General features: G+C 35.1%; 14 protein-coding genes and 6 pseudogenes. 3 read left to right on the top strand and 17 right to left on the bottom strand.

All coding sequences use genetic code 11. The features are described 5' to 3' along the window. Positions 1 to 22: 22 nt before the first annotated feature. A complete protein-coding gene (locus H8787_RS03220; RefSeq protein ID WP_187328216.1) occupies positions 23 to 1,912 on the bottom strand; it encodes a DUF2207 domain-containing protein in 1,890 nt (629 codons plus the stop codon). A 126-nt stretch (positions 1,913 to 2,038) separates the two neighbouring features. Between H8787_RS03220 and H8787_RS03215 the strand changes: the two genes are divergently transcribed. Together H8787_RS03215 and H8787_RS03210 are read left to right on the top strand one after the other, a co-directional pair. Next, the gene (locus H8787_RS03215) at positions 2,039 to 3,604 is read left to right on the top strand and encodes an ABC transporter substrate-binding protein/permease (protein ID WP_187328215.1); all 1,566 of its coding nucleotides are present in this window, start codon (positions 2,039 to 2,041) and stop codon (positions 3,602 to 3,604) included. Beyond that, positions 3,601 to 4,341, top strand: coding sequence for an amino acid ABC transporter ATP-binding protein (locus H8787_RS03210; protein WP_003070309.1), 741 nt, complete (start codon positions 3,601 to 3,603; stop codon positions 4,339 to 4,341). Before H8787_RS03215 ends, H8787_RS03210 begins: the two co-directional genes overlap by 4 nt. A gap of 359 nt (positions 4,342 to 4,700) precedes the next feature. On the opposite strand, the gene H8787_RS03205 is transcribed toward H8787_RS03210, so the two are convergent. The 13 genes and pseudogenes from H8787_RS03205 to H8787_RS03145 form a co-directional block, all read right to left on the bottom strand. After that, the gene (locus H8787_RS03205) at positions 4,701 to 4,916 is read right to left on the bottom strand and encodes a hypothetical protein (RefSeq protein WP_003025899.1); all 216 of its coding nucleotides are present in this window, start codon (positions 4,914 to 4,916) and stop codon (positions 4,701 to 4,703) included. A 108-nt stretch (positions 4,917 to 5,024) separates the two neighbouring features. Then, positions 5,025 to 5,912 (bottom strand): SPFH domain-containing protein, encoded by an 888-nt coding sequence (locus H8787_RS03200; RefSeq protein WP_003036319.1) that lies wholly within the window; start codon positions 5,910 to 5,912, stop codon positions 5,025 to 5,027. A 158-nt stretch (positions 5,913 to 6,070) separates the two neighbouring features. Next, positions 6,071 to 7,189 carry an ABC transporter permease gene (locus H8787_RS03195; RefSeq protein WP_048800824.1) on the bottom strand — a complete coding sequence of 373 codons (1,119 nt, stop codon included), beginning with the start codon at positions 7,187 to 7,189 and terminating at the stop codon, positions 6,071 to 6,073. Next, the gene (locus tag H8787_RS03190; protein WP_049482247.1) at positions 7,186 to 8,313 is read right to left on the bottom strand and encodes a SagG family ABC transporter permease subunit; all 1,128 of its coding nucleotides are present in this window, start codon (positions 8,311 to 8,313) and stop codon (positions 7,186 to 7,188) included. The genes H8787_RS03195 and H8787_RS03190 overlap by 4 nt, the downstream gene beginning before the upstream one ends. Positions 8,314 to 8,321: 8 nt before the next feature. Further along, a complete protein-coding gene (locus H8787_RS03185) occupies positions 8,322 to 9,245 on the bottom strand; it encodes an ABC transporter ATP-binding protein (protein ID WP_048800826.1) in 924 nt (307 codons plus the stop codon). Between the two features lie 20 nt (positions 9,246 to 9,265). Next, on the bottom strand, positions 9,266 to 9,964 hold the full coding sequence (locus H8787_RS03180; protein ID WP_048800827.1) for a SagF family protein: 699 nt from the start codon (positions 9,962 to 9,964) through the stop codon (positions 9,266 to 9,268). After that, positions 9,961 to 10,629 (bottom strand): CPBP family intramembrane glutamic endopeptidase, encoded by a 669-nt coding sequence (locus H8787_RS03175; RefSeq protein WP_048800828.1) that lies wholly within the window; start codon positions 10,627 to 10,629, stop codon positions 9,961 to 9,963. The genes H8787_RS03180 and H8787_RS03175 overlap by 4 nt, the downstream gene beginning before the upstream one ends. Further along, a complete protein-coding gene (locus tag H8787_RS03170; RefSeq protein ID WP_187328214.1) occupies positions 10,604 to 11,962 on the bottom strand; it encodes a YcaO-like family protein in 1,359 nt (452 codons plus the stop codon). The genes H8787_RS03175 and H8787_RS03170 overlap by 26 nt, the downstream gene beginning before the upstream one ends. A gap of 4 nt (positions 11,963 to 11,966) precedes the next feature. Beyond that, positions 11,967 to 13,034 (bottom strand): streptolysin associated protein SagC, encoded by a 1,068-nt coding sequence (locus H8787_RS03165; RefSeq protein ID WP_048800830.1) that lies wholly within the window; start codon positions 13,032 to 13,034, stop codon positions 11,967 to 11,969. Continuing rightward, complete coding sequence (locus H8787_RS03160; RefSeq protein ID WP_187328213.1) at positions 13,031 to 13,981, bottom strand: SagB family peptide dehydrogenase; 951 nt, start codon at positions 13,979 to 13,981, stop codon at positions 13,031 to 13,033. Before H8787_RS03160 ends, H8787_RS03165 begins: the two co-directional genes overlap by 4 nt. Positions 13,982 to 14,195: 214 nt before the next feature. After that, positions 14,196 to 14,357 carry a streptolysin S family TOMM toxin gene (locus H8787_RS03155; RefSeq protein WP_080980148.1) on the bottom strand — a complete coding sequence of 54 codons (162 nt, stop codon included), beginning with the start codon at positions 14,355 to 14,357 and terminating at the stop codon, positions 14,196 to 14,198. Between the two features lie 404 nt (positions 14,358 to 14,761). Then, positions 14,762 to 15,341 (bottom strand): annotated as a pseudogene (locus H8787_RS03150) (DNA-binding response regulator). A gap of 3 nt (positions 15,342 to 15,344) precedes the next feature. Continuing rightward, positions 15,345 to 15,944, bottom strand: a pseudogene (locus H8787_RS03145) (sensor histidine kinase); the annotation flags it as partial. Positions 15,945 to 16,037: 93 nt separating this feature from the next. On the opposite strand from H8787_RS03145, the pseudogene H8787_RS03140 reads away from it, so the two are divergent. Next, positions 16,038 to 17,170: pseudogene (locus tag H8787_RS03140) on the top strand (IS3 family transposase). Positions 17,171 to 17,261: 91 nt separating this feature from the next. Here the strand turns inward: H8787_RS03140 and H8787_RS03135 are convergent. The 3 pseudogenes from H8787_RS03135 to H8787_RS03125 form a co-directional block, all read right to left on the bottom strand. Next, a pseudogene (locus H8787_RS03135) lies at positions 17,262 to 17,747 on the bottom strand (sensor histidine kinase); the annotation flags it as partial. 4 nt (positions 17,748 to 17,751) lie between these two features. Then, positions 17,752 to 18,475, bottom strand: a pseudogene (locus H8787_RS03130) (ABC transporter permease). 15 nt (positions 18,476 to 18,490) lie between these two features. Then, positions 18,491 to 19,360, bottom strand: a pseudogene (locus H8787_RS03125) (ABC transporter ATP-binding protein). Positions 19,361 to 19,859 lie beyond the last annotated feature (499 nt).

The raw sequence follows: 19,859 nt of genomic DNA, 5'->3' as shown, positions 1-19,859 counted from the left end.
AGTGAGAGAATAGGGCACTTTTTTAAAAAGCGCCGCCTCCTCCGCCTCCGCCACCACCAGAGAAGCCGCCACCGCTACTTCCACCTGATGAAACAGAGAAACTGCTAGCCGAATTAGCTGCTGCCCCATAGCCAACAAAAGCATGTGAGCTCGCATGAAAATCATACACCATATCCTGATAAACAAAAGCATTCATCGATGGATTATCAATTGTGATTTTTCGTAGTTTCATCGTCTTGGTCACCTTATCTGCACAATTAAACATAGCAGCATAAACCAATAATCTGTTCCACAAAATCACTCCTTCCACTTCTGTATCCTTTAAATGAGCAATCTCATGCAGCATATTAGCAAAACTCTTCCAGTAATAATAGTTTTCTGCCCCTTCTTCATTTAAGACGCCATCACGCTTCACCATTTTGCATTTTCTTAAAAGGTAATACAGCATTCCGCCAGCAATGAAAAAGATAACTGCAAATTGATAAAATACGAGTCCATACTCCAAGAAAATCCAAGCTAAGATGCCAAGAGAAGCAAACACAATAAGATTCATAAGGAGCATTGAAAGATATAAACACAAGAGCTCCTTTTTAGCAACAGGGCGATAATTATTTGGTAATTGCTCACGCTCAATAATTTCATGTATATTTTCTGTAATAAGTTTTAAATAGCATTTTAATAGTTGTCTCACTCTGTTGCCTGCGCTACGAACAGCTTTCTCGCCACTATTATATATCTTATCGTCAATTTTAAAATCTGAAAACAAATTTTTCACAAGCAACTGCTTGTTGTTTCCCATAGCCATTTTTAAAAATTCTTTTTCAAAATCAGCTAAACCCTTATCTGTCACTCTTTGTAATTTTGGCTGTTTCGTATCATCTGTAAAAACAAGATTACCTCGATCAATCAAATCTAATAAAGTAGCTTGGACAAGATTTTCAAATTTCAGAGATGTAGCTTGTCGCTCAGTCGGATCCAATTCTGTCAAATCTACTGAATAAACATTTGAAGCAATGACCATTGGTGGTAAATCTTGCGGTATTTCATACAAACGAGCATGCTTAGGAAACGTTACACGGGATTTTGTTCTAAGATGAAAAATAATGTAAAAAGCCAAACTAATTAGGCCAACCAATACCAAAGCAAGTGGTAAGTCCCAGTCTACTAATCTCTGGTATTTTTTTGTACTGGTGGCAACTTCCTTTTCAACTTGACGAAACTCTTGCAACCGATTGCGTTTTGTAACAGCTAAACTATTTTCAGGAACAGTTACTAGCGATCGATCCCAATATGCATGAAATTCTAAATTTCTATTTTTAGCAATACTAGAGACACGGATCAGATAGCTATCTCCCTCTCGTGTCACTTGAGCTGGCTTCATAAAATAACCCGTGTGAGCATACAATTCAGTCTGTTGTGAAGTAGCTGGAGGAGTAATCCGAAATTCTACATTATTTAATTTTTTATCCCAATCACTGATTGGAATCCAGTGTAATTCTACAATATCATTGTAGACAAACAACATATTCTTCAACTTCCAAGTAACCGTAATGGTTACACGGTCTCCTTTATTACCGGCATTATAAATTTTATATTTATAACCACCCGCAATGTATTCCTGAACAGCAGTAATATCCGTTTTTGGTTGTCCATTTCTTAAAGCTAGAATCGTCGGCTTTCCTTCCACATCAAAGCCCAGAGGAACTTTACCAGATGTCCCCAAAGTAATGATTTGTCCCCTGTAGCCGCTTGAGAAATGGTAATTGACTGTTTCAACAAATGTCGCTGTATTATCAGAATGAATCTGTAAATTGCCTTTATAGGATTCAATATCGTAACTCACTGCCAAAACTCGCTGGCTAATGAACAAACACGAGAAAAAAATCACTATACTCCAAAAGAACTTTTTCATCTGACAACCTCCTTTTACTGGTTAGATTTATTATACCATTTTTTCAAGTAAGGGTTTCCCCAATATTGAAAAGCATGTCATTTTTCGGTACAATGAAAGGAAGCTATTTTTAGATGAGGAGAAAATATGAAGAAATTATTCTTATCTCTATTTGCACTTCTGCTGCTTAGTTTCGGATTTGCAAATAGAGCTCAAGCCGATGAATATTTACGTATCGGAATGGAGGCAGCTTACGCTCCGTTCAACTGGACGCAGGACGATGACAAAAACGGCGCAGTCAAAATCGAAGGTACCAATCAATATGCCAACGGTTATGATGTCCAAATTGCAAAACAAGTCGCAAAAGAATTAGGTAAAAAACCGTTAGTGGTCAAAACGTCTTGGAATGGTTTGATTCCTGCTTTAACATCAGGAAAATTGGACATGATTATAGCAGGTATGAGCCCAACTGCCGAGCGAAAAAAAGAAATTGCTTTTTCAAATAGCTACTATACTAGTGAGCCAGTGCTACTTGTCAAAAAAGATAGTGCCTACGCCAATGCCAAAACCTTAAATGACTTCAAAGGGGCAAAAATCACGTCCCAGCAAGGTGTCTATCTTTATAATCTAATTTCACAATTGACTGGTGCTAAGCAAGAAACTGCAATGGGAGACTTTGCTCAAATGCGCCAAGCACTTGAGTCAGGAATTATAGACGGCTACATTTCTGAGCGCCCTGAAGCCCTCACTGCAGAAGCTGCGAACTCAAAATTTAAAATGATTCAGTTCAAAAAAGGTTTTGAAGTGAATCAAGAAGACGCTACCATTGCAATTGGAATGCGCAAAAACGACAATCGTATAGAGCAAGTTAATGCTGCTATCGCTAAAATCAGTGTCAAAGACCAAACTGCTTTAATGGATAAGATGATTCGAAATCAGCCTGTTGAGACAGACTCTAGCCAAGATAAGACAAGTTTCTTTGGACAAGTAACAAAGATTCTAAAAGATAACTGGCCCCAGTTTCTGCGTGGAGCTGGTTTAACTCTTCTCATTTCCATTACTGGCACAATTGCAGGACTCATCATTGGACTCTTAATCGGTGTCTATCGCACAGCTCCTATGGCCAAAAATAAAGCTCTAGCGATGTTACAAACCTTATTCGGCTGGTTCTTAAATATCTATATTGAAATTTTCCGTGGAACGCCTATGATTGTTCAATCGATGGTTATTTACTACGGTACAGCACAAGCTTTTGGGGTTTCTATTGATCGGACAATCGCTGCTATCTTTATTGTTTCAATCAACACCGGCGCTTATATGAGTGAAATTGTCCGCGGAGGAATTTTCGCCGTTGACAAAGGACAATTTGAAGCCGCAACCGCTCTAGGAATGACACATAATCAAACCATGCGCAAAGTTGTTCTTCCACAAGTCGTACGAAATATTCTACCTGCTACAGGGAATGAATTTGTCATCAACATTAAAGATACTTCTGTACTGAATGTTATCTCCGTTGTTGAACTTTATTTCTCAGGAAATACGATTGCCACTCAAACTTACCAATATTTCCAAACTTTCACTATTATTGCTGTTATCTACTTTGTCCTAACATTTACTGTCACTCGCATTCTTCGCTATGTAGAACGCCGTTTTGACACAGACGAGTACACAACAGGCGCTAATCAAATGCAAACGAAAGGAATAAAAGCATGAGTGATATCATTTTAGAAATTAAGCATCTCAAAAAATCTTATGGCCAAAATGAAGTTTTAAAAGATATTTCTCTCACTGTCCACTCCGGCGAAGTTATCTCTATCATTGGAAGCTCTGGTAGCGGAAAATCAACTTTCTTGCGCTCTATCAATCTCCTCGAAGAACCAAGTGGCGGTGAAATCCTTTACCGTGGAGAAAACGTGCTAGAAGAAAATTATAATCTCACCCACTACCGTGAAAAATTGGGGATGGTTTTCCAAAGTTTCAATCTTTTTGAAAATCTCAATGTTCTTGAAAATACCATTGTTGGACAGACAACCGTTCTCAAGAGAGAACGCGCAGAGGCTGAAAAAATTGCCAAAGATAATCTTGAAAAAGTCGGTATGGGCGAGCTTTATTGGCAAGCAAAGCCAAAACAACTCTCTGGCGGACAAAAGCAACGTGTCGCTATTGCACGCGCCTTATCTATGAATCCAGATGCCATTTTATTTGACGAACCAACATCAGCCCTCGACCCTGAAATGGTCGGTGAAGTACTAAAAATTATGAAAGACCTTGCTCAAGAAGGTTTAACCATGATTGTCGTCACCCATGAAATGGAATTTGCGCGTGATGTTTCAAACCGTGTCATTTTCATGGACAAAGGCATCATTGCTGAGGAAGGTAAACCAGATGATATTTTCACTCATCCTAAAAAAGAACGTACGAAAGAATTCTTACAACGCTATTTACGATAAAAATAGGAAAGACGAGACTAAAACATCTAGCCTCGTCTTTTTTTCTATCCAAAATAGTTACTATCTCTTTTGAAAACTAATTTTTATTCAAACAAAACAAAACGTTTGAACATATATTTCTTAGAAAATATACTATAAAAAAGTAAATTTCTAATTTTTTGGAATATTTTTTATAATATAATCTATCAAAGAAAGCGTTTTATGATTTTTTTGTAAGAATATTCGTTTAAAGCGTATGATATTTTTTTGAATAAATAAGTTTTTTTGTATATAATTATTCATTATTTTAATCTCAAGCCGCATTATTGTACGATAGTAAATAAAAAAAGCAGGCTGGCAGCCTGCTAAAAATTCGATGGTTAGTTTTCAAATTTTTCGTGATTTTTGTCGTAAAAATCAATCAATCCGAGAGCGGTTTCAAATGAAATATTCTTCACTTTAGCACGTCCTTGAGCAAGAGCAATGATAGACATTTCACGAGCGTTCGTTTCTTTACTGATGCGATAACCCGTGATTTTTTTATCACGAACCCAGCTAACAACTGATTCTACTTTTTCAAAGTTAGATTTAGCCATTTCCTTCTCCTATTTATTATTTCTAACTAAACATTTTAAATGTTTTTATTTGTTTTGTCAATGGAAAAGACAACTTATTTTGATGAATAAAATAATTCAGAATATTCTTTATTTTGCTTTAAGAGCTGATAAAATTTGCGTTCGGATACTTTCTACTCCGTCAGGATTGGCTGGTAAGAAAATTGTATTATTTCCCTTATTATCTGCAAAATTATTCAATGTATCAAGATATTGGTTGGTTAAAAGAATTGACATGATTTGTTCTTCTTTCAATTCAACATTTGCACCTTTTAACTCTTTGATAGAGTCTGCCAAGCCATCCACAATCGCTTTACGCTGTTCTGCAATCCCAACACCATGAAGACGATCTTTTTCTGCTTCTGCTTCTGCAGCAGTGACAATTTTAATTTTATCGGCTTCAGCTAATTCTTGAGCAGCGACACGTTTCCGTTGAGCAGCATTGATTTCGTTCATTGATTGCTTAACCTCTGCATCTGGCTCAACTTTTGTAATCAAGGTTTTTACGATAATATAACCATAAGTAGACATTTCTTCTGCTACTTGCTTTTGTACTTCAAGTGCGATTTCATCTTTCTTTTCAAACAATTCGTCCAATGTCAATTTAGGAACAGATGACCGCAAGGCATCTTCAATATAAGACTTAATTTGAGCTTCTGGACGAATCAATTTATAGTAAGCATCTGTTACGTTATTTTCATTCACACGATATTGCGTTGCAACATTCATCATGACAAATACATTATCTTGTGTCTTCGTTTCGACAACAATCTCACTTTGCAACAGGCGTAATTGCACACGTGCTGCGATATGATCAATACCAAATGGCAAGCGTAAATGAATTCCGCTATTACTAAGTTTTTGATATCTACCAAAGCGCTCTATAATTGCTACAGACTGTTGACGAACAACATATAAGGAACTAAAAAGAATAACAATCAGTACGACAACAATAATTGGCAATACTAAAAATAACATGATATGAAACTCCTATCTTCTTTTTCAAGATTATAGCATACTTAAACGTGTTTATCAAACAAAAGCGATAAAAAAACTTTTATGTTTTTTAGATGATTTAAGGCAGTAGTATATAATCTATTTTCATATAATTGATATCAAAGGCCTCTCACTTTTTATCAATGATGAATTGGTTTTAACATCCAGCTAGAAAATACAATTAGCAAGGTTGCCACTGTAAACAATGCTGCCATATACGGCCAAGCAGTGACAATTGTTCCACCTGATTGAAAAATATCAATAATGGAAAGGACCCAGTTTTGCGGCAATAATTTTCCTATCGCTTGCATATAGCTAGGGGTAATTTTAAGTGGCCATAAACAGCCTGCTAACATGGATGTTGGCATAATGATGAGGTTTGCCAATTGGCTACTTTGTTGACTATTTTTAGAAACTGCACCCACGAATAGACCAAAACCAATTACTAACAAGCTAAACAATAAAAAGGTTGTTAAAAGTACCCAGATTGGAATGTAAAAGCTGATATTTACAACTTTTAACATCCCTAAAATAATAGCAATTTGAATGGCATAGACTATCAAACCAACACAAACATAGCTCAACATATATTGTAGTCTTGATAATTTAGATAACGTCAATCGATTGTAAATTTGGGAAACCTTATCGGTCAAGATTCCGCTATAAATCACACTAGCGCTTCCTAACATAAGAATCAAAAGAAAACCAGTAGTAGTTGAGGAGACAGACTTACTTTGTGAACGGTCGCTTAATGTTGTTTGCTGAACTTTATAAGATACTTTGTTATTATGAGCTAAAATATTGTTAAAAATAGTTTGGTTTCCAGCTGCAGCATCACCTATCGTATTATAATTTTCTAAAAGATAGTTAGCATTGGCTTTAAACCACTCTGTCACTTGACTACTAGATATAGCTCGCAAATTCAATGTTTGCTTTTGTCCATGGAGCACTTTGTTTCCAAAGCCTTTGTCAATCACCAAAACAGCTTCTAATGTTTTATTTTTTAAGTAGTTATCAATCTGTTTTCCATCAAATTTTGTGTAAATATTATATTTCTCATTTTGTTTAATTTGCGAAATAAATTGCCGTGAAATTTGACTGTTATCCTTATCTAAAATTCCAATCTTTGCAGCACTTTCACCCGTAAAACTCAAAGACAGTGCCAATAAGGTTGTCAAAATTGGCAATAAGATAAAGGTCACATAGCTTGATTTTTTGCGACAAATCTTCTTAAAAAGAATTTTCATAAAAGAAATCATGCTGTCACCTGCTTTCTCATCCGAACTAGAGCAAAAAGGATAAAGATAGTTCCCAAGCCCAAGTTAACTACTAATGTCGTTGGAATAGGATTCGTTTGTCCTCCAAACATAAGATAAAACAAACTATCATTAACCCACTTAATAGGTGAAATAGTTGATAATTGATTAATAAATGTACTATTAAGAGTAGACAATGGAACGTAACTACCACCCAAAAAAGCAAAGACTGGAATGATTGCATTTGAAGCTACCATTAAGAACGATTCATTCCGGATACCACTAGCTAATCCAATCCCAATCCCAATTGAAAGATATACTAATGATGCTGTTACACCCACAATCTGCCAGTGATGACTTCCCCAATTCACTTGCATAACAAAGCGGGTAAAGAAATATAAGATAGCTAGTTGAACTCCTGTGGCAAACATTCCTCCTATTAACTTTCCTAAAAGAATATGTGTATTTGAAACACCTGTCAAGTGAATGCGGCTTACAGTACCTAATTGATTATCTGAGAGAACCAAATTCATCGCTGACATAATACTGTAAAATGTAATCATCGTAAACATAGAAATGGCATAGTAGTCTGCCGAAGTCATTCCTTTACTTGTTTGAATAGAAGTTGTTTTTATATAATCAACTGTTCGTTTCTTGATATTATTTAGAGCGGTTGGATAAAGGTCGCTAATAGAATCATACGTTTTAGCATTTTCTACATAGGTATCGACCAACATTCTCACTAAATCGGCATTTTGCTGATTGATACGGTTTGTCGTCACCTTAATCGTTTTATCACTTTTTACCTCTAAAGTAGCTGTCAGAGCACCTTCACTGACTTTTTGTTTATCTGCAGAAAGATTCTTACTAACAGTTGCTTCAAGTCCCAATTCTTTATTCAATGTCTTTAGAAATTTTACGAAACTTTTTTGATAATCTGTCTCAGTTCCTTCGAGCTGATAGCTAACCTTTAACTGAGGAACGGTAGTTGTCGTATTAAAACTTGATTTGAATGCAAAACTTAAGATAACAATCATCAAAATCGGAAAAATAATCATCATCAGAATTGCCGTTCGATTTCTAAAGATTTGTAGACTTTCTTTTTTTATTAAATGAAATAGAATCATAGCAACCTCTAATCTCTTAATTTCTTACCTGTTAAGTGTAAAAAGATTTCTTCTAAATTCAAATGTGTATGCCGAATTTCACTAAAATGAATATGTGCGCAATTTAGTTTTTCGATTACCGTTTGGATACTTTCATTTTCAACTGTTATGATTGTTTCATGATCTAGCTCCGTAATTTTCCAATTTGACTCATGTACAAATTCAAAGCCTTCTCCGTCTGTTATAGTTACCATGATTTTTTGAGCAAAGTCTTTTTCATAGCGTTTTTCTAAATCACCCATGCTTCCTTCTTCGATCACTTTTCCATGATCCATGATATAAATATAATCACATAGCGCTTCTACTTCTTCCATATAATGAGTTGTATAAATAACCGTTGTACCTCGATCATTGAGAAGACGAATCGACTCAAGAATATGATTACGTGATTGTGGATCGATTCCCACTGTAGGTTCATCAAATATAATCAACTGCGGAGAATGAACCAGAGCACATGCAATGTTTAAGCGTCGCTTCATTCCACCTGAAAATTGACGTGGAAAATTTTTGGCTTGATCGGTCAAGCCCACAAATTCTAAACTTTCCAGTACCTTTTCTTTTAGTGTTGCTCCCTTTAAACCATAAAGTGAACCGAATAATTCTACATTTTCATAAGTTGTAAGATCTGGATAAATAGCAATATCTTGTGGGACATAACCAATCTTTGAACTTACTTTTTTAATAGCTTTTATTGATTGACCAAACAAACTAATCTTTCCAGATGTCGTTGGAGTTAATCCTAAAATCAAATTGATTAGACTCGATTTTCCAGCACCATTTGGTCCCAATAATCCATAAATTCCTTTTTTTTCAAGTGAAAAAGATACGTGATCAACCGCTGTTTTCCCTCCTGAATACACTTTGGTAACATCTGTTAATTCTACAAGACTCATAACTGATCCCTTTCTTCAATTTATCTATGTTGTTCTTTAAAACTAATCATCATGTAAGTTAAACCGAGAAGTAACGCACCAACTAGCCAACCATATACTATGGTAGCTACCATACACCAAATACCTATATTTAAAAAGAGTAACAATGCTGCCATTCTTTCTAAATTACCTTTAAAAGAGCAAGCTTTTACAACAGAAAAGCTAAGCACAACAATAGGTAAATTTAAGCTCATTTTTCTAAAAAAAAGATTTAGAATTCCAAAATAGAGAATAGCATCTGTCAAAGTGGTCAATAAAATCAAAGCAAAACTAAGCAACGGTTGTTGTTTGGAAAATGCTAGCCATGCCATTTTTTGAAAAATTACTCGACTGTCTACTTTAAAAACAACCTCTAATAACCCAATTAAAACAAACATTGTAACTTCTATTAAGGCTAATAAGTATAATAGTAAAAATAAGAAAAATCGCCAATTCCAATTTAGCTGTCCCAAAAACAGAGTAAAATTGATTTCACTTTTCCCTACGTTTAAAAGCAGGAAACAAGCAAGAATCAGACAGAATTGAACACCTAATAAAATGATTTCAATCATTTGATGATAAGGTAAAGAACTAGCATGGTGCAAGTGCCAACGTCTCAATAGTCTCAAATGATCTCTGTTTAGCCAAAAGGTAACACAAGCAAGAAAAATCAGAGCTACAGTTATCACAATGATTGTCATAAGACTCTCTCCTTTTTCGCTTGATAAATGCTCAGGCAGTCAATCCATAAATTACCACCAACATGCACAAGGAGAACCAACCAAATATTCCCACTCCAATAATAAATCATACCATACAGAAAACCTGTTAGTAATTTTGCATACACAATCTCTTTTCCCATTAGAAGGTGATTGAAGGCATAAAAAACGGTAGTAATGATGAGCACCAAAACAAATGGTAATTTCCAATTTTGCAAGAGAATTTCAAACCATACCAAACGATAGGTTATTTCCTCAAAAAAGGCTAAAAAAAGCGTCAGTGCAACATCAATAGGATGAGAAGCCGCTCCCACAAAAGAAATTTTCAACAATAGCCACTTTTTAGCTTTTAAACAACGAAGACTATATGAGAAACTAACTTCCAAAATAAATATTCCAATCATCAAGCAAATAGCAAGAAATAGATAGGTTAAACTTACTTGCCCACGAAAGTGAATCAGTTGAGGATGCAGCAAGTTGAGGCTCAAAAATATCAATAAATAATAAATATTGACTGCTTTTAAAAATCGAGACAAATCAAATCCATAACCATTTGGATTACTTCCAAAAATCGCCTGCATAGGAATAGATGGATTTAAACTAACTAATAAAAAACATAGACTAAGGCATTGGGTGTACAAATTCATTCGTCACACCTCCAAACTGTCTCATACGCGGATGATTTGCAAATGGAAAAGCTGGAATACACATTTCAAGCAAATCTGGCATTAAGACACGTGTAACATACCATCCTTTTTCAGTCGCTTCTGGTGGAGTCATATCTAAAAAAACTGCATTGGGACTGACTTTCTTCGCATAAGCAAGTAAAATCTTTAAATCTTCTTTTTTATTCTTGCCACTATGATTCTCTAGTTCACTTAGTGTGACGTTCCCAGAAATAAGTGGTTCAAAAGCTTGCCATTTCTCCTCTAGATTCTTGGGATGTGCATAGTAGAAAACATTACTGTCCAAATCTAGAAATTGTGGACTCTCACTTTCAATATTGACCAAAGCTGCTTGATTATAGAGTAAATTATAATAGTAACTATAACTAATAGCAGCAGCTTCCATAATTCCTCTAAGAAGTGTGTGCTTCGGATCAAGACCCGCTTGAACTCCAAACAAAAGATAAGGTGCTTCTTGATATTTATTTTTCAAAATAATACCAAAAGTATAAAGAGGATTGTCCTCACCAATTGTCATATCAATCGGAATAATCTCATAAAGGCTGTCCTTACCTAAATGCGCATCTTCTAAGATAGCTAAAATCTCTGGATCATCAATTTCAATACGGCAACAAGGTTTTTTAGTATGCCAGCTTAGCATCATTGAGTCAATTTGCAAATATTCAATAACACTGTTACACATAGCAGCTTCCAAAGTTTTATGAGAAGCTGTTCCTGTTGAAAAACCTGGAATAACATACTGCTCACCTATTTCATGATTGGGTTTATAACCTACACAAAGCATTTGGACAGGAATATACATTTCTTCATCTTCAAAAAGCATGGGACATTTTACCCAGCCCAAAATATCTTTTTCTGTTACTTCCTTTTGACACATTGTCATATTCAAAGCAATATTTTGTTCAATCTGCTCTTTCGTAAAAACACGTAAATACTCTAACGGCATAACACGATTCGTTTTGCTTAATTCCTCATACGAAGCATAAACAATCTTATCTGCTAATAAATCCCCAGCAATAATTGTTGCATAACGCTCAATACTCTCGCCTACGTACTTAATTAATGCTTCTTCGTAGTGGCTCCCATATCCAATAATATGGTAACTAACTTGACTATTTTCACCAATAAATTGTTTATGATACTCTGGCATCTGCCCCGTTACACTTTTTAAATAAACATCATGAGGATGATTACAGATAGGAACTTGAGATTGATTTAAAATCCCTGTTCGATTACCACTTATCGCTTTAAATTCTGAAAAAATATGATTAAATGATGGATAAAAGTTTAACATACATCTATTCCTTGTCTTCTCTCAACAAATTTCTAACTATTTCACGTGTTGAAATTTGCTGATCCTCATATCTAAGTTTTGCTAAGGCACCTTGCGTTTGAGAATTAGCCATTTTCAAAATATCTTGCACTTGAATTTCCAAAGTAGGTAAGTAGATACTTAACAGGCGTCCCTCAAATTTTGAATTTCCCGTACGAGCTACTAAAAAAGCTTCACTAATGACTAAATTCATTAGGATATTCAATAGTGGTAAAAATGCCTGACTGACAGATTGTGTAGGTGGTAATAGTTGATTTGCAAAATGTTGATACAAAGTATGATCTTGTAAACGCGCTAAAACACGTCGTTCCAAACTATCGAAATCTGCTGTGTGTGGTGGATTCAAAGTACAAGCATGGATAAATGGACCATCCACAAACCCAACAATCAACTGCTGTTTCAAAGAAACAATGACTTCGTTTAGATGACGCATCATTGTTATGTTGAGTCGCTCTTGACATACAACAATAGCTTGATAAACTTTTAATTCTTCTATCAATATCTGCATATTTTGTCGATGAACTAAAGCATCCAGACGCGATGACACATCAGTAGTTTGAATTTTCGATTTTAGTTCATCACTTGCAACCTCAATGTTCACTCCCATCACTTTTGCTAATTCACAGGCAGAATCATTTACAAAATCAACATCGCTGATAAATAATATTGAAGCTGTATTCATTTCTTGTCCATCTTCTGCAAGAAAACGAGAGCCTCCCATTAAAATTTGCATCATATTTTCTTGAATGGCATACTTATCTTCTTGCATCAGCAAATCACTATAATACAATGCTTCAATAACCTGAGATAATTTCGCAAAATCATCTGCATCTAAACGTTCTTCAAAAGCAGTAATATCAATTGCTTGTCCTTTAAACAACGCAGAAATCATCTCGCAATAGACTGCTTTTAATACTTGAGATTCTTGACGAATGTCCAAAGTAGCTTCATTAAAGTCCCAAATTCCTTTTCTAAAACAAAATATTTCATTGAATTGAACAATTCGAACATTACTATTTAATTGATATTTCATGAAAACTCCTTATTTCCGACAACAGTCATATGTATCACATGATGATTAATTCCATCTAGACCTAACTTTTCTTCTATATATTCTTTATTGTATCCACCAATATCCAAACTGCCATATATCAACGCTGTAGAGACCAATTGAATATTTTGAGCTATTTCACCAGCTTCAATAAATGCATAAGCCGTTGCTTGATTACCATATTTTCTAGTGTTTTTTAGATAATTATAGGCATACATAAAAATAAGATTGCTATCTTCTGCATTGATTGCTCCAAACTCTGCAAGAGCTCTCATATCTTCTGCTGGAGCAATGAGATGGCATCTCAAAGCATGTTGATAGGGTAAATATTCATAATAACCATCTTCTAATCCTTCAACTTGTCTCGCATAAAAATAGAGAGTAATCGGATATAGTCCTCCCCCAGAGGCACAGTTTCTTAAAGCAACTTTTTTTTGAATCTCTTGCTTAACAGTTGCTTCCCCACTGACACCACAAGCATAGTAAAGTAAATTCGCTAAATCTTGTTTTGGCATTTTCATTGCTTTGAACCGGCGGTGGCTACGTCTATTCACAATACAGGTAGATAAGGAGGGAGCTAACTTTTTGGCTTGAGGCAATGCTATAACATCTTGAAAATCTTCAAAATAAGAACTATTGGTAAAATTTGTGACAGCTGAGTCTGTAAAAAATTCGGAAACACTCATTTTAAAACCCAAGTAATCATTATTAGCCTTATAATTCATTAAAAATTCTTGACTTAAATTATCGCTTTCATAAGGCATTAGATGTTGAGCAACTAATTGCTTTGATGTTTTTAAAACAGTTTGATGATGATAATCCGAGAAAGAGAAGTAATTGGTATTAAATTCAAATAATTGACGAGCTTCTTCTCCTGTAAGATGTCTTGGAACAGTCGAACGGATATTATCCTTTGAAAAAAATGACATACATACCTTTCTACTCTTACAATAATAAAGAGTAGTAATTCATTAACACATATGATACCAATGAATTACTACCAAATAGTTAAACTAGGTTATGTAAATATCTAATTGTACCTAATTTTATCAAAGCAAATATCATCCAGAAAGCTTTTATTAGGTTCTACTAATAGCTAGCAATTAGTGAATGTATCAACTCTCTGGATAATATTTGATAGCATTATTTACCTGGTGATGGTAAAGTTGTTGAACCACCAGTTGAATTTCCACCTACTGATATAGAGAAGCAGCATGTACAACTACAGCAGCAACATCCGCCAGGCGCAACTTGTGTTGTATCTGCCACACTAGTAGCTAAAACATTTGAAGAAAATTTCAACATAGATTTTACCTCCTTATAAAATGATGTGTAATATTACAAATTGTGATAGAAGTTAGGGAATCAAACATTGGCTGAGTCATGATATCAATTCTAATCTAGTAGACTTAAAACGGCCTAACCTCAGATAATAACATCGTACAAAGCAAAAGCTAGCTAATCTTTGTACTTTGTAGTAAGACAATCGTCCAATTTCTATCAAAATATATTATATAAGAAAAGCGTTTTCAAGTAAACTTTTTCAAACTACTTTTTGAGTAATTTTTTTCTTTTTTGCAGTATAAATACTTTATTTTGTATATAATTATGTGTTTTTTATTCACAATAGAAAACACATAATCCGGTGAACTTTGAGTCAGATAAATTTCTATCTTCGAACAACTCTATTTCTACAACCAGCCATTTTCTTAAGCAATCCGAACTGCTTCGACTCGATTTTCTGCTGCCAATTTTGTTAAAATACTTGACATATAATTTCGGACTGTTCCGTGTGACAAGTAAAATTTCTGAGCAATCTCTTTACTTGGAAGTCCTGCTGCTGCCGCTTTTAATACCGAAGTCTCTTGATTAGAAAAGGGATTCTTACTCGTCATCATGACTTCCATCAGCTCAGGCGAATACTCTTTTTCCCCTCTAAGGCGGTGTGAATCGTTTTCATCAGATTTGCAATGCTGCGCTCCTTTAAAACACAAGCATCCACATCGGTTTTCACAGCCCTTTCAAAATATCCTGAACGTTAAAAGTAGTAACGATAATCACTTTTATTTCAGAGTATTACTCTTTTAGCCACTCCAACACTTCCAAGCCTGTTTTTTTCGACATTTCTACATCTAAAATAGCCACATCTACCTTTTGAAATTGTAGTAACTCTATCGCTTCCTGACCATTTGCTACTTGATAGACTTCTTCCACATCTGGCTGCATGTTCAATAATTGATACAAAGCATTTCGTAACATACTTTGATCTTCTGCTACTAAAAGTTTCATCTTTTACTCCTCTATTGCTATCACCACTTGAATTTTAGTTGGCTTGCGGTGATTTAAAATCTCTACATTACCAGACAAAATCGTTAAACGCTCACAAATAGAATGTAACTCCTTTCCTGTTATTTCCTCAAAACCTATTCCGTCATCTTCCACATCAAGAATCAAGTTCCTTGCATCTGAAATGAGATAAATTATACAATGTTTAGCTTGAGCATGCTTGATAATATTTGCTGCTAATTCTAGTAAAATCATAGTAATGCTGGATTGCATGCTAGGTGAAATACTAGCTATATTGAGCTGATTGTCCAAATGAACACGAACATCACTCATTTCCAACATGGTCTGAATCGTTATCAACTCTTCATGCAAAGTTCGACTTTTCAAATTATCAATAATTCGTCTCACATCAGCCATTGATTGCTTGCTAATGTCATGCACTTCTGCCAATTCTTTACCTGCTTGCTCATATTGACTCATCTTGAGAAGTTGTTGGACTAATTCTGTTTTCAAACTCAGCATGGCAAAGGTGTGTCCTAAACTGTCGTGCAAATCACGTCCGATTCGATTGCGCTTATTTTCTGCTAAAAAAAGATTAAGTTGAGCAGGTACTAGCTCCATAAAATCAGACACAAGAAAACCACTTCTGTTGGATATGTCAAGAAAAAGTAGACACAAAGTTAAGTGAAAACGAGGGAAATCATTATATTTGATAAAGCATTTAAACTCTCTGCTGTCAGACTCATTACAGAGGAAGAGCAGTCTGTAAAAAGCGTTAGTTCGACTTTAGGAATTCATCCAAATAGTTTATATCGTTGGGTTCAATAATATGAAAAATATGGAGAAAGTGCATTCCCAGGTCATGGGAGCGCTCTTCATCATGCTCAATTTGAGATTAAAAAACTCGAAAAAGAAAATAAGATATTACAAGAGGAATTAGTTCTTCTAAAAAAGTTCCAGGTCTTCTTGGAGACAAAACGAAAATAAAATTCCAATTTTTAAAGGAAAATAGTTCTAGCTTAAATATTAATCATGATTGTCAAACACTTCAAGTATCTCGTTCAGGTTTCTATACCTATCCAAAACGTAAGCCATCTTCAAGACAGATAGAGAATGAAACATTAAAGGAGATTATTAAGGCTATTTTCTATGACCATAAAGAACGCTATGGTAGTGTCCGAATCACTCAAGAACTCTATCGACAAGGGATAAAGGTCAATCGTAAACGTGTTGGTAGATTACTTCATGAACTTTGTCTCTATGCTAAAGGAAGCCGCTATAAATACAAGTACTATAACCGTCGGCGTTCCTCATTGACACGTCCAAATTTGATTAATCAGTGTTTTCAAACGAAAGGTAAGAATGAAATCTGGCTAGGAAATTTAACTTATATTCCTACAAAAGCAGGAACACTTTATTTATCTGTCTTTATAGATATCTATAGCAGAAAAATTGTAGGTTGGGCGATGGGAAATCGCATGCAAGACCAGTTGGTAACAGATGCTTTTAATCAAGCTTATCATAGAGAAAGACCTAAGGAAGGATTAATAGTCCATACAGATCAAGGTTCACAATATACCGGAGCACGATTCCAAGACTTGCTTAGGAAGAAAAAATGCAAATCTAACATGAGTCGAAAAGAGAACCCTTACCTTATGGAATCCTTTTATAAAACATTAAAAAGAGAGCTTGTCAACGATGCACATTTTGCATCCATTGAACAAGCTCAACTTGAAATCTTTAAATACATTGAAACCTATTATAATCCAAAACATCTTCATTCTGCATTAGGATATCGGTCACCAATAGAATTTGAGACAAATAGTCTCTAATCCACTTAACTTTGTGTCTACTTTTTCTTGACATATCCACTAATAGTGTTTTTCTACTGTCCCATTTTGGGGGTGCAGTGCCAGCATTTTACTTCATTTTTTCTTCCTTGATTTGCTCAGAAAGCTGTATTCGATGAAGACCAAAAGTCATTAAGTCTGAAAATAGAAAAGTAACCAATAAAAACGAAAGATAGGAGATATCAACCGGATTTTTCATATAAAGACTAATTAGAAGAAGGGGTTGCAAGGTCAAAAAACTCCCAAAGCGCCAGGATTTAAAAGACATCTCCTTAAAATGATAAACAAAAAGATTGGAAAGATAAAAAATGTACCAGACAAAACCAGAATTCAACTAAATCGAGCTATAGAAAGTATAGACAAGTAAAATCAACCACGAAATCTGTTGAAACATTTTATGATTACTTAGCAAAATCGTATAATACGCACCGATAAAAATAGCTGTCCACAGCAAGGTTAAAAGCGGGTAATCACCACTTATGACACCCGCTATCGGAAAAAAGATAAAAACTACAGCAACATGAAACATATGGTGAATATTTTTAAATTTTTCCCACATCAAATTATTTTACCTCAATCCGTTTTTTATGCACAAAATCAAACCACTCACACACAAGGTAAATACAACTAAGTTAGAGTACAGAACCCCAATCAAGACGATGCTGGTTCAAATAGACAGAAATCAAGTTCATCAATTGATAAGTTGGCAAAGTTTTGCCGATTGCCTGCATCAAACTCGGAAACATCGTCAATGGAAACCAAAGCCCATCGAGAATAGCTAAGGTCATATAAACAATATTGCCAATCACAGAAACAAACTGTGTATTCGGAATCAGCGCTAGCAACAGTCCAAGTACAACAAAGGCTGCACTCCCCATCATCAATATCCCTGCCGATACAAACCAATCCATCATTGGCACATTCACATGACGGACGATATGCCCAACTGAAAATACGACTGTAATCGCAGGCAAGTAATCTATCATCATCGCCAAAAACTTAGATATATAATATTCTACCACAGAAACAGGAGAATGAACGATTGTTTTCTGCCAATTACTAATTTTATCTGTATGCAATGTACTAGGAAAAGAGAAGAAAGCTGTTGACATCATACTAAAGGCTGTCATTGAAAACAAATAATCTCGCAAAAAATTACTTGGTAGAGTATATTCCAGAGAACAATAGATAAAAATCCGTCGGCATCCCAATAGACAATAAATAGTAAGTCACTTGTCGTTTTGCCAATATCAATTCGATTTCCATTAAACTCATCAATTGTTTCATCACAAACTCCTATTCTTATGTTGTCTCAAAAATACTATCCAACAACGTTCGGTTGCGTACTTCAATTTCCTCAATCGTACAGCCATTATGGATCAAGACTTGCTATACTTTACTGGCCTCTTTAGTTGCAAAGGACAGAGCACTTTGCTTGATTTCGATTTCGGTTGCTTCAGGTAAGTTTTCTACAATAGCTTGGTAAGAAAGCGGAATAGTGAAGTGCTTTTCCTGTTCTTCACTACGCATGGCATACGGCGTCGTATCTCGGATTAGTTCTCCCTTATGTAGCACCAAAATACGATCCGCTGTATGCTCCACTTCTTCGATATAGTGAGAAGAATAAACAATAGTCACACCATTTTTCTTTAGTTCATCCACAACTTCCCAAAAATGCTGTCTTGTAGAAGTAGCCATAGCAGAAGTTGGTTCATCTAAAAAGAGTATCTTCGGACGCCCGATAAGAGCTAAAACAAAAGAAAGTAACCGTTTTTGTCCACCAGATAATTTACTGGCCAACTGTTCTTTTTGCTTATCCGTAAATTTCAACAGAATATCAACTTCCTGATCGCTCAGACTATTTGGGTAAATACTTTGGAAAAAGTTTAATAGTTCATTTACCTTCAAATCTGCCACGACTGTGTTTTCTTGTGGCAAAATAGCAACTACCTGTTTCAATTGATTATTTGTCGGCTGCAAACTCTGAATCCTGACCTGTCCACCTGTAAGAAACTTATCACCCAACAAGCAATCCATTAGTGTCGTTTTCCCAGCCCCATTTGGACCAATCAACGCCACACATTCTCCATCGTTAATTGTAAAAGAAATATTTTTCAAAATTTCTTTCCCACGAATCTCTTTGGACAAATCCTTTACTTCAATCAAATTCATCTTTTTCCTCCTTGATAAGTACATACATAAAGACTGAGCAACCAAGATTGCAAAGACACTCCAAAAATAGTGTAAAATACCAGTGGTCTTAATCCTACTTCCAAAGAACAAGCGTACAGAATACTCGTTATCAATCTTCATCAAGATATTACATTATAATGACCAATTCTCATTGATTGCTGAATCACTAAAATATAGAGAGCTGAACATCATTATCATAAGCAACAAAAGAATCAAACATCTTTTTCATAAACCAGTTGCCTTTCCTTTTGATAATTCTATTATATATTTTGTCAAAAATTCCAACTAGATGATTTTGTCATCGTTTCACATGACAAATGTCACAAAAAAGGCGACTCGGTTGAGTCGCCTTTCAGGCTCTATAATTTCTGTAGTGGGTAAAACCACTTTAGGGATTATGGAGCCTATTTTGTTGTAGAAAAAAAGTCCCATAAGACCTATAATGAAAAGTGACCAAACCATCATTAGAAAGAATCTT

It is taken from the genome of Streptococcus sp. NSJ-72 (assembly GCF_014334035.1).
GTDB lineage: Bacteria > Bacillota > Bacilli > Lactobacillales > Streptococcaceae > Streptococcus > Streptococcus constellatus.
The sequence above is the reverse complement of the archived record's forward strand: the minus strand, read 5'-3'. Positions and strand labels throughout refer to the sequence as shown.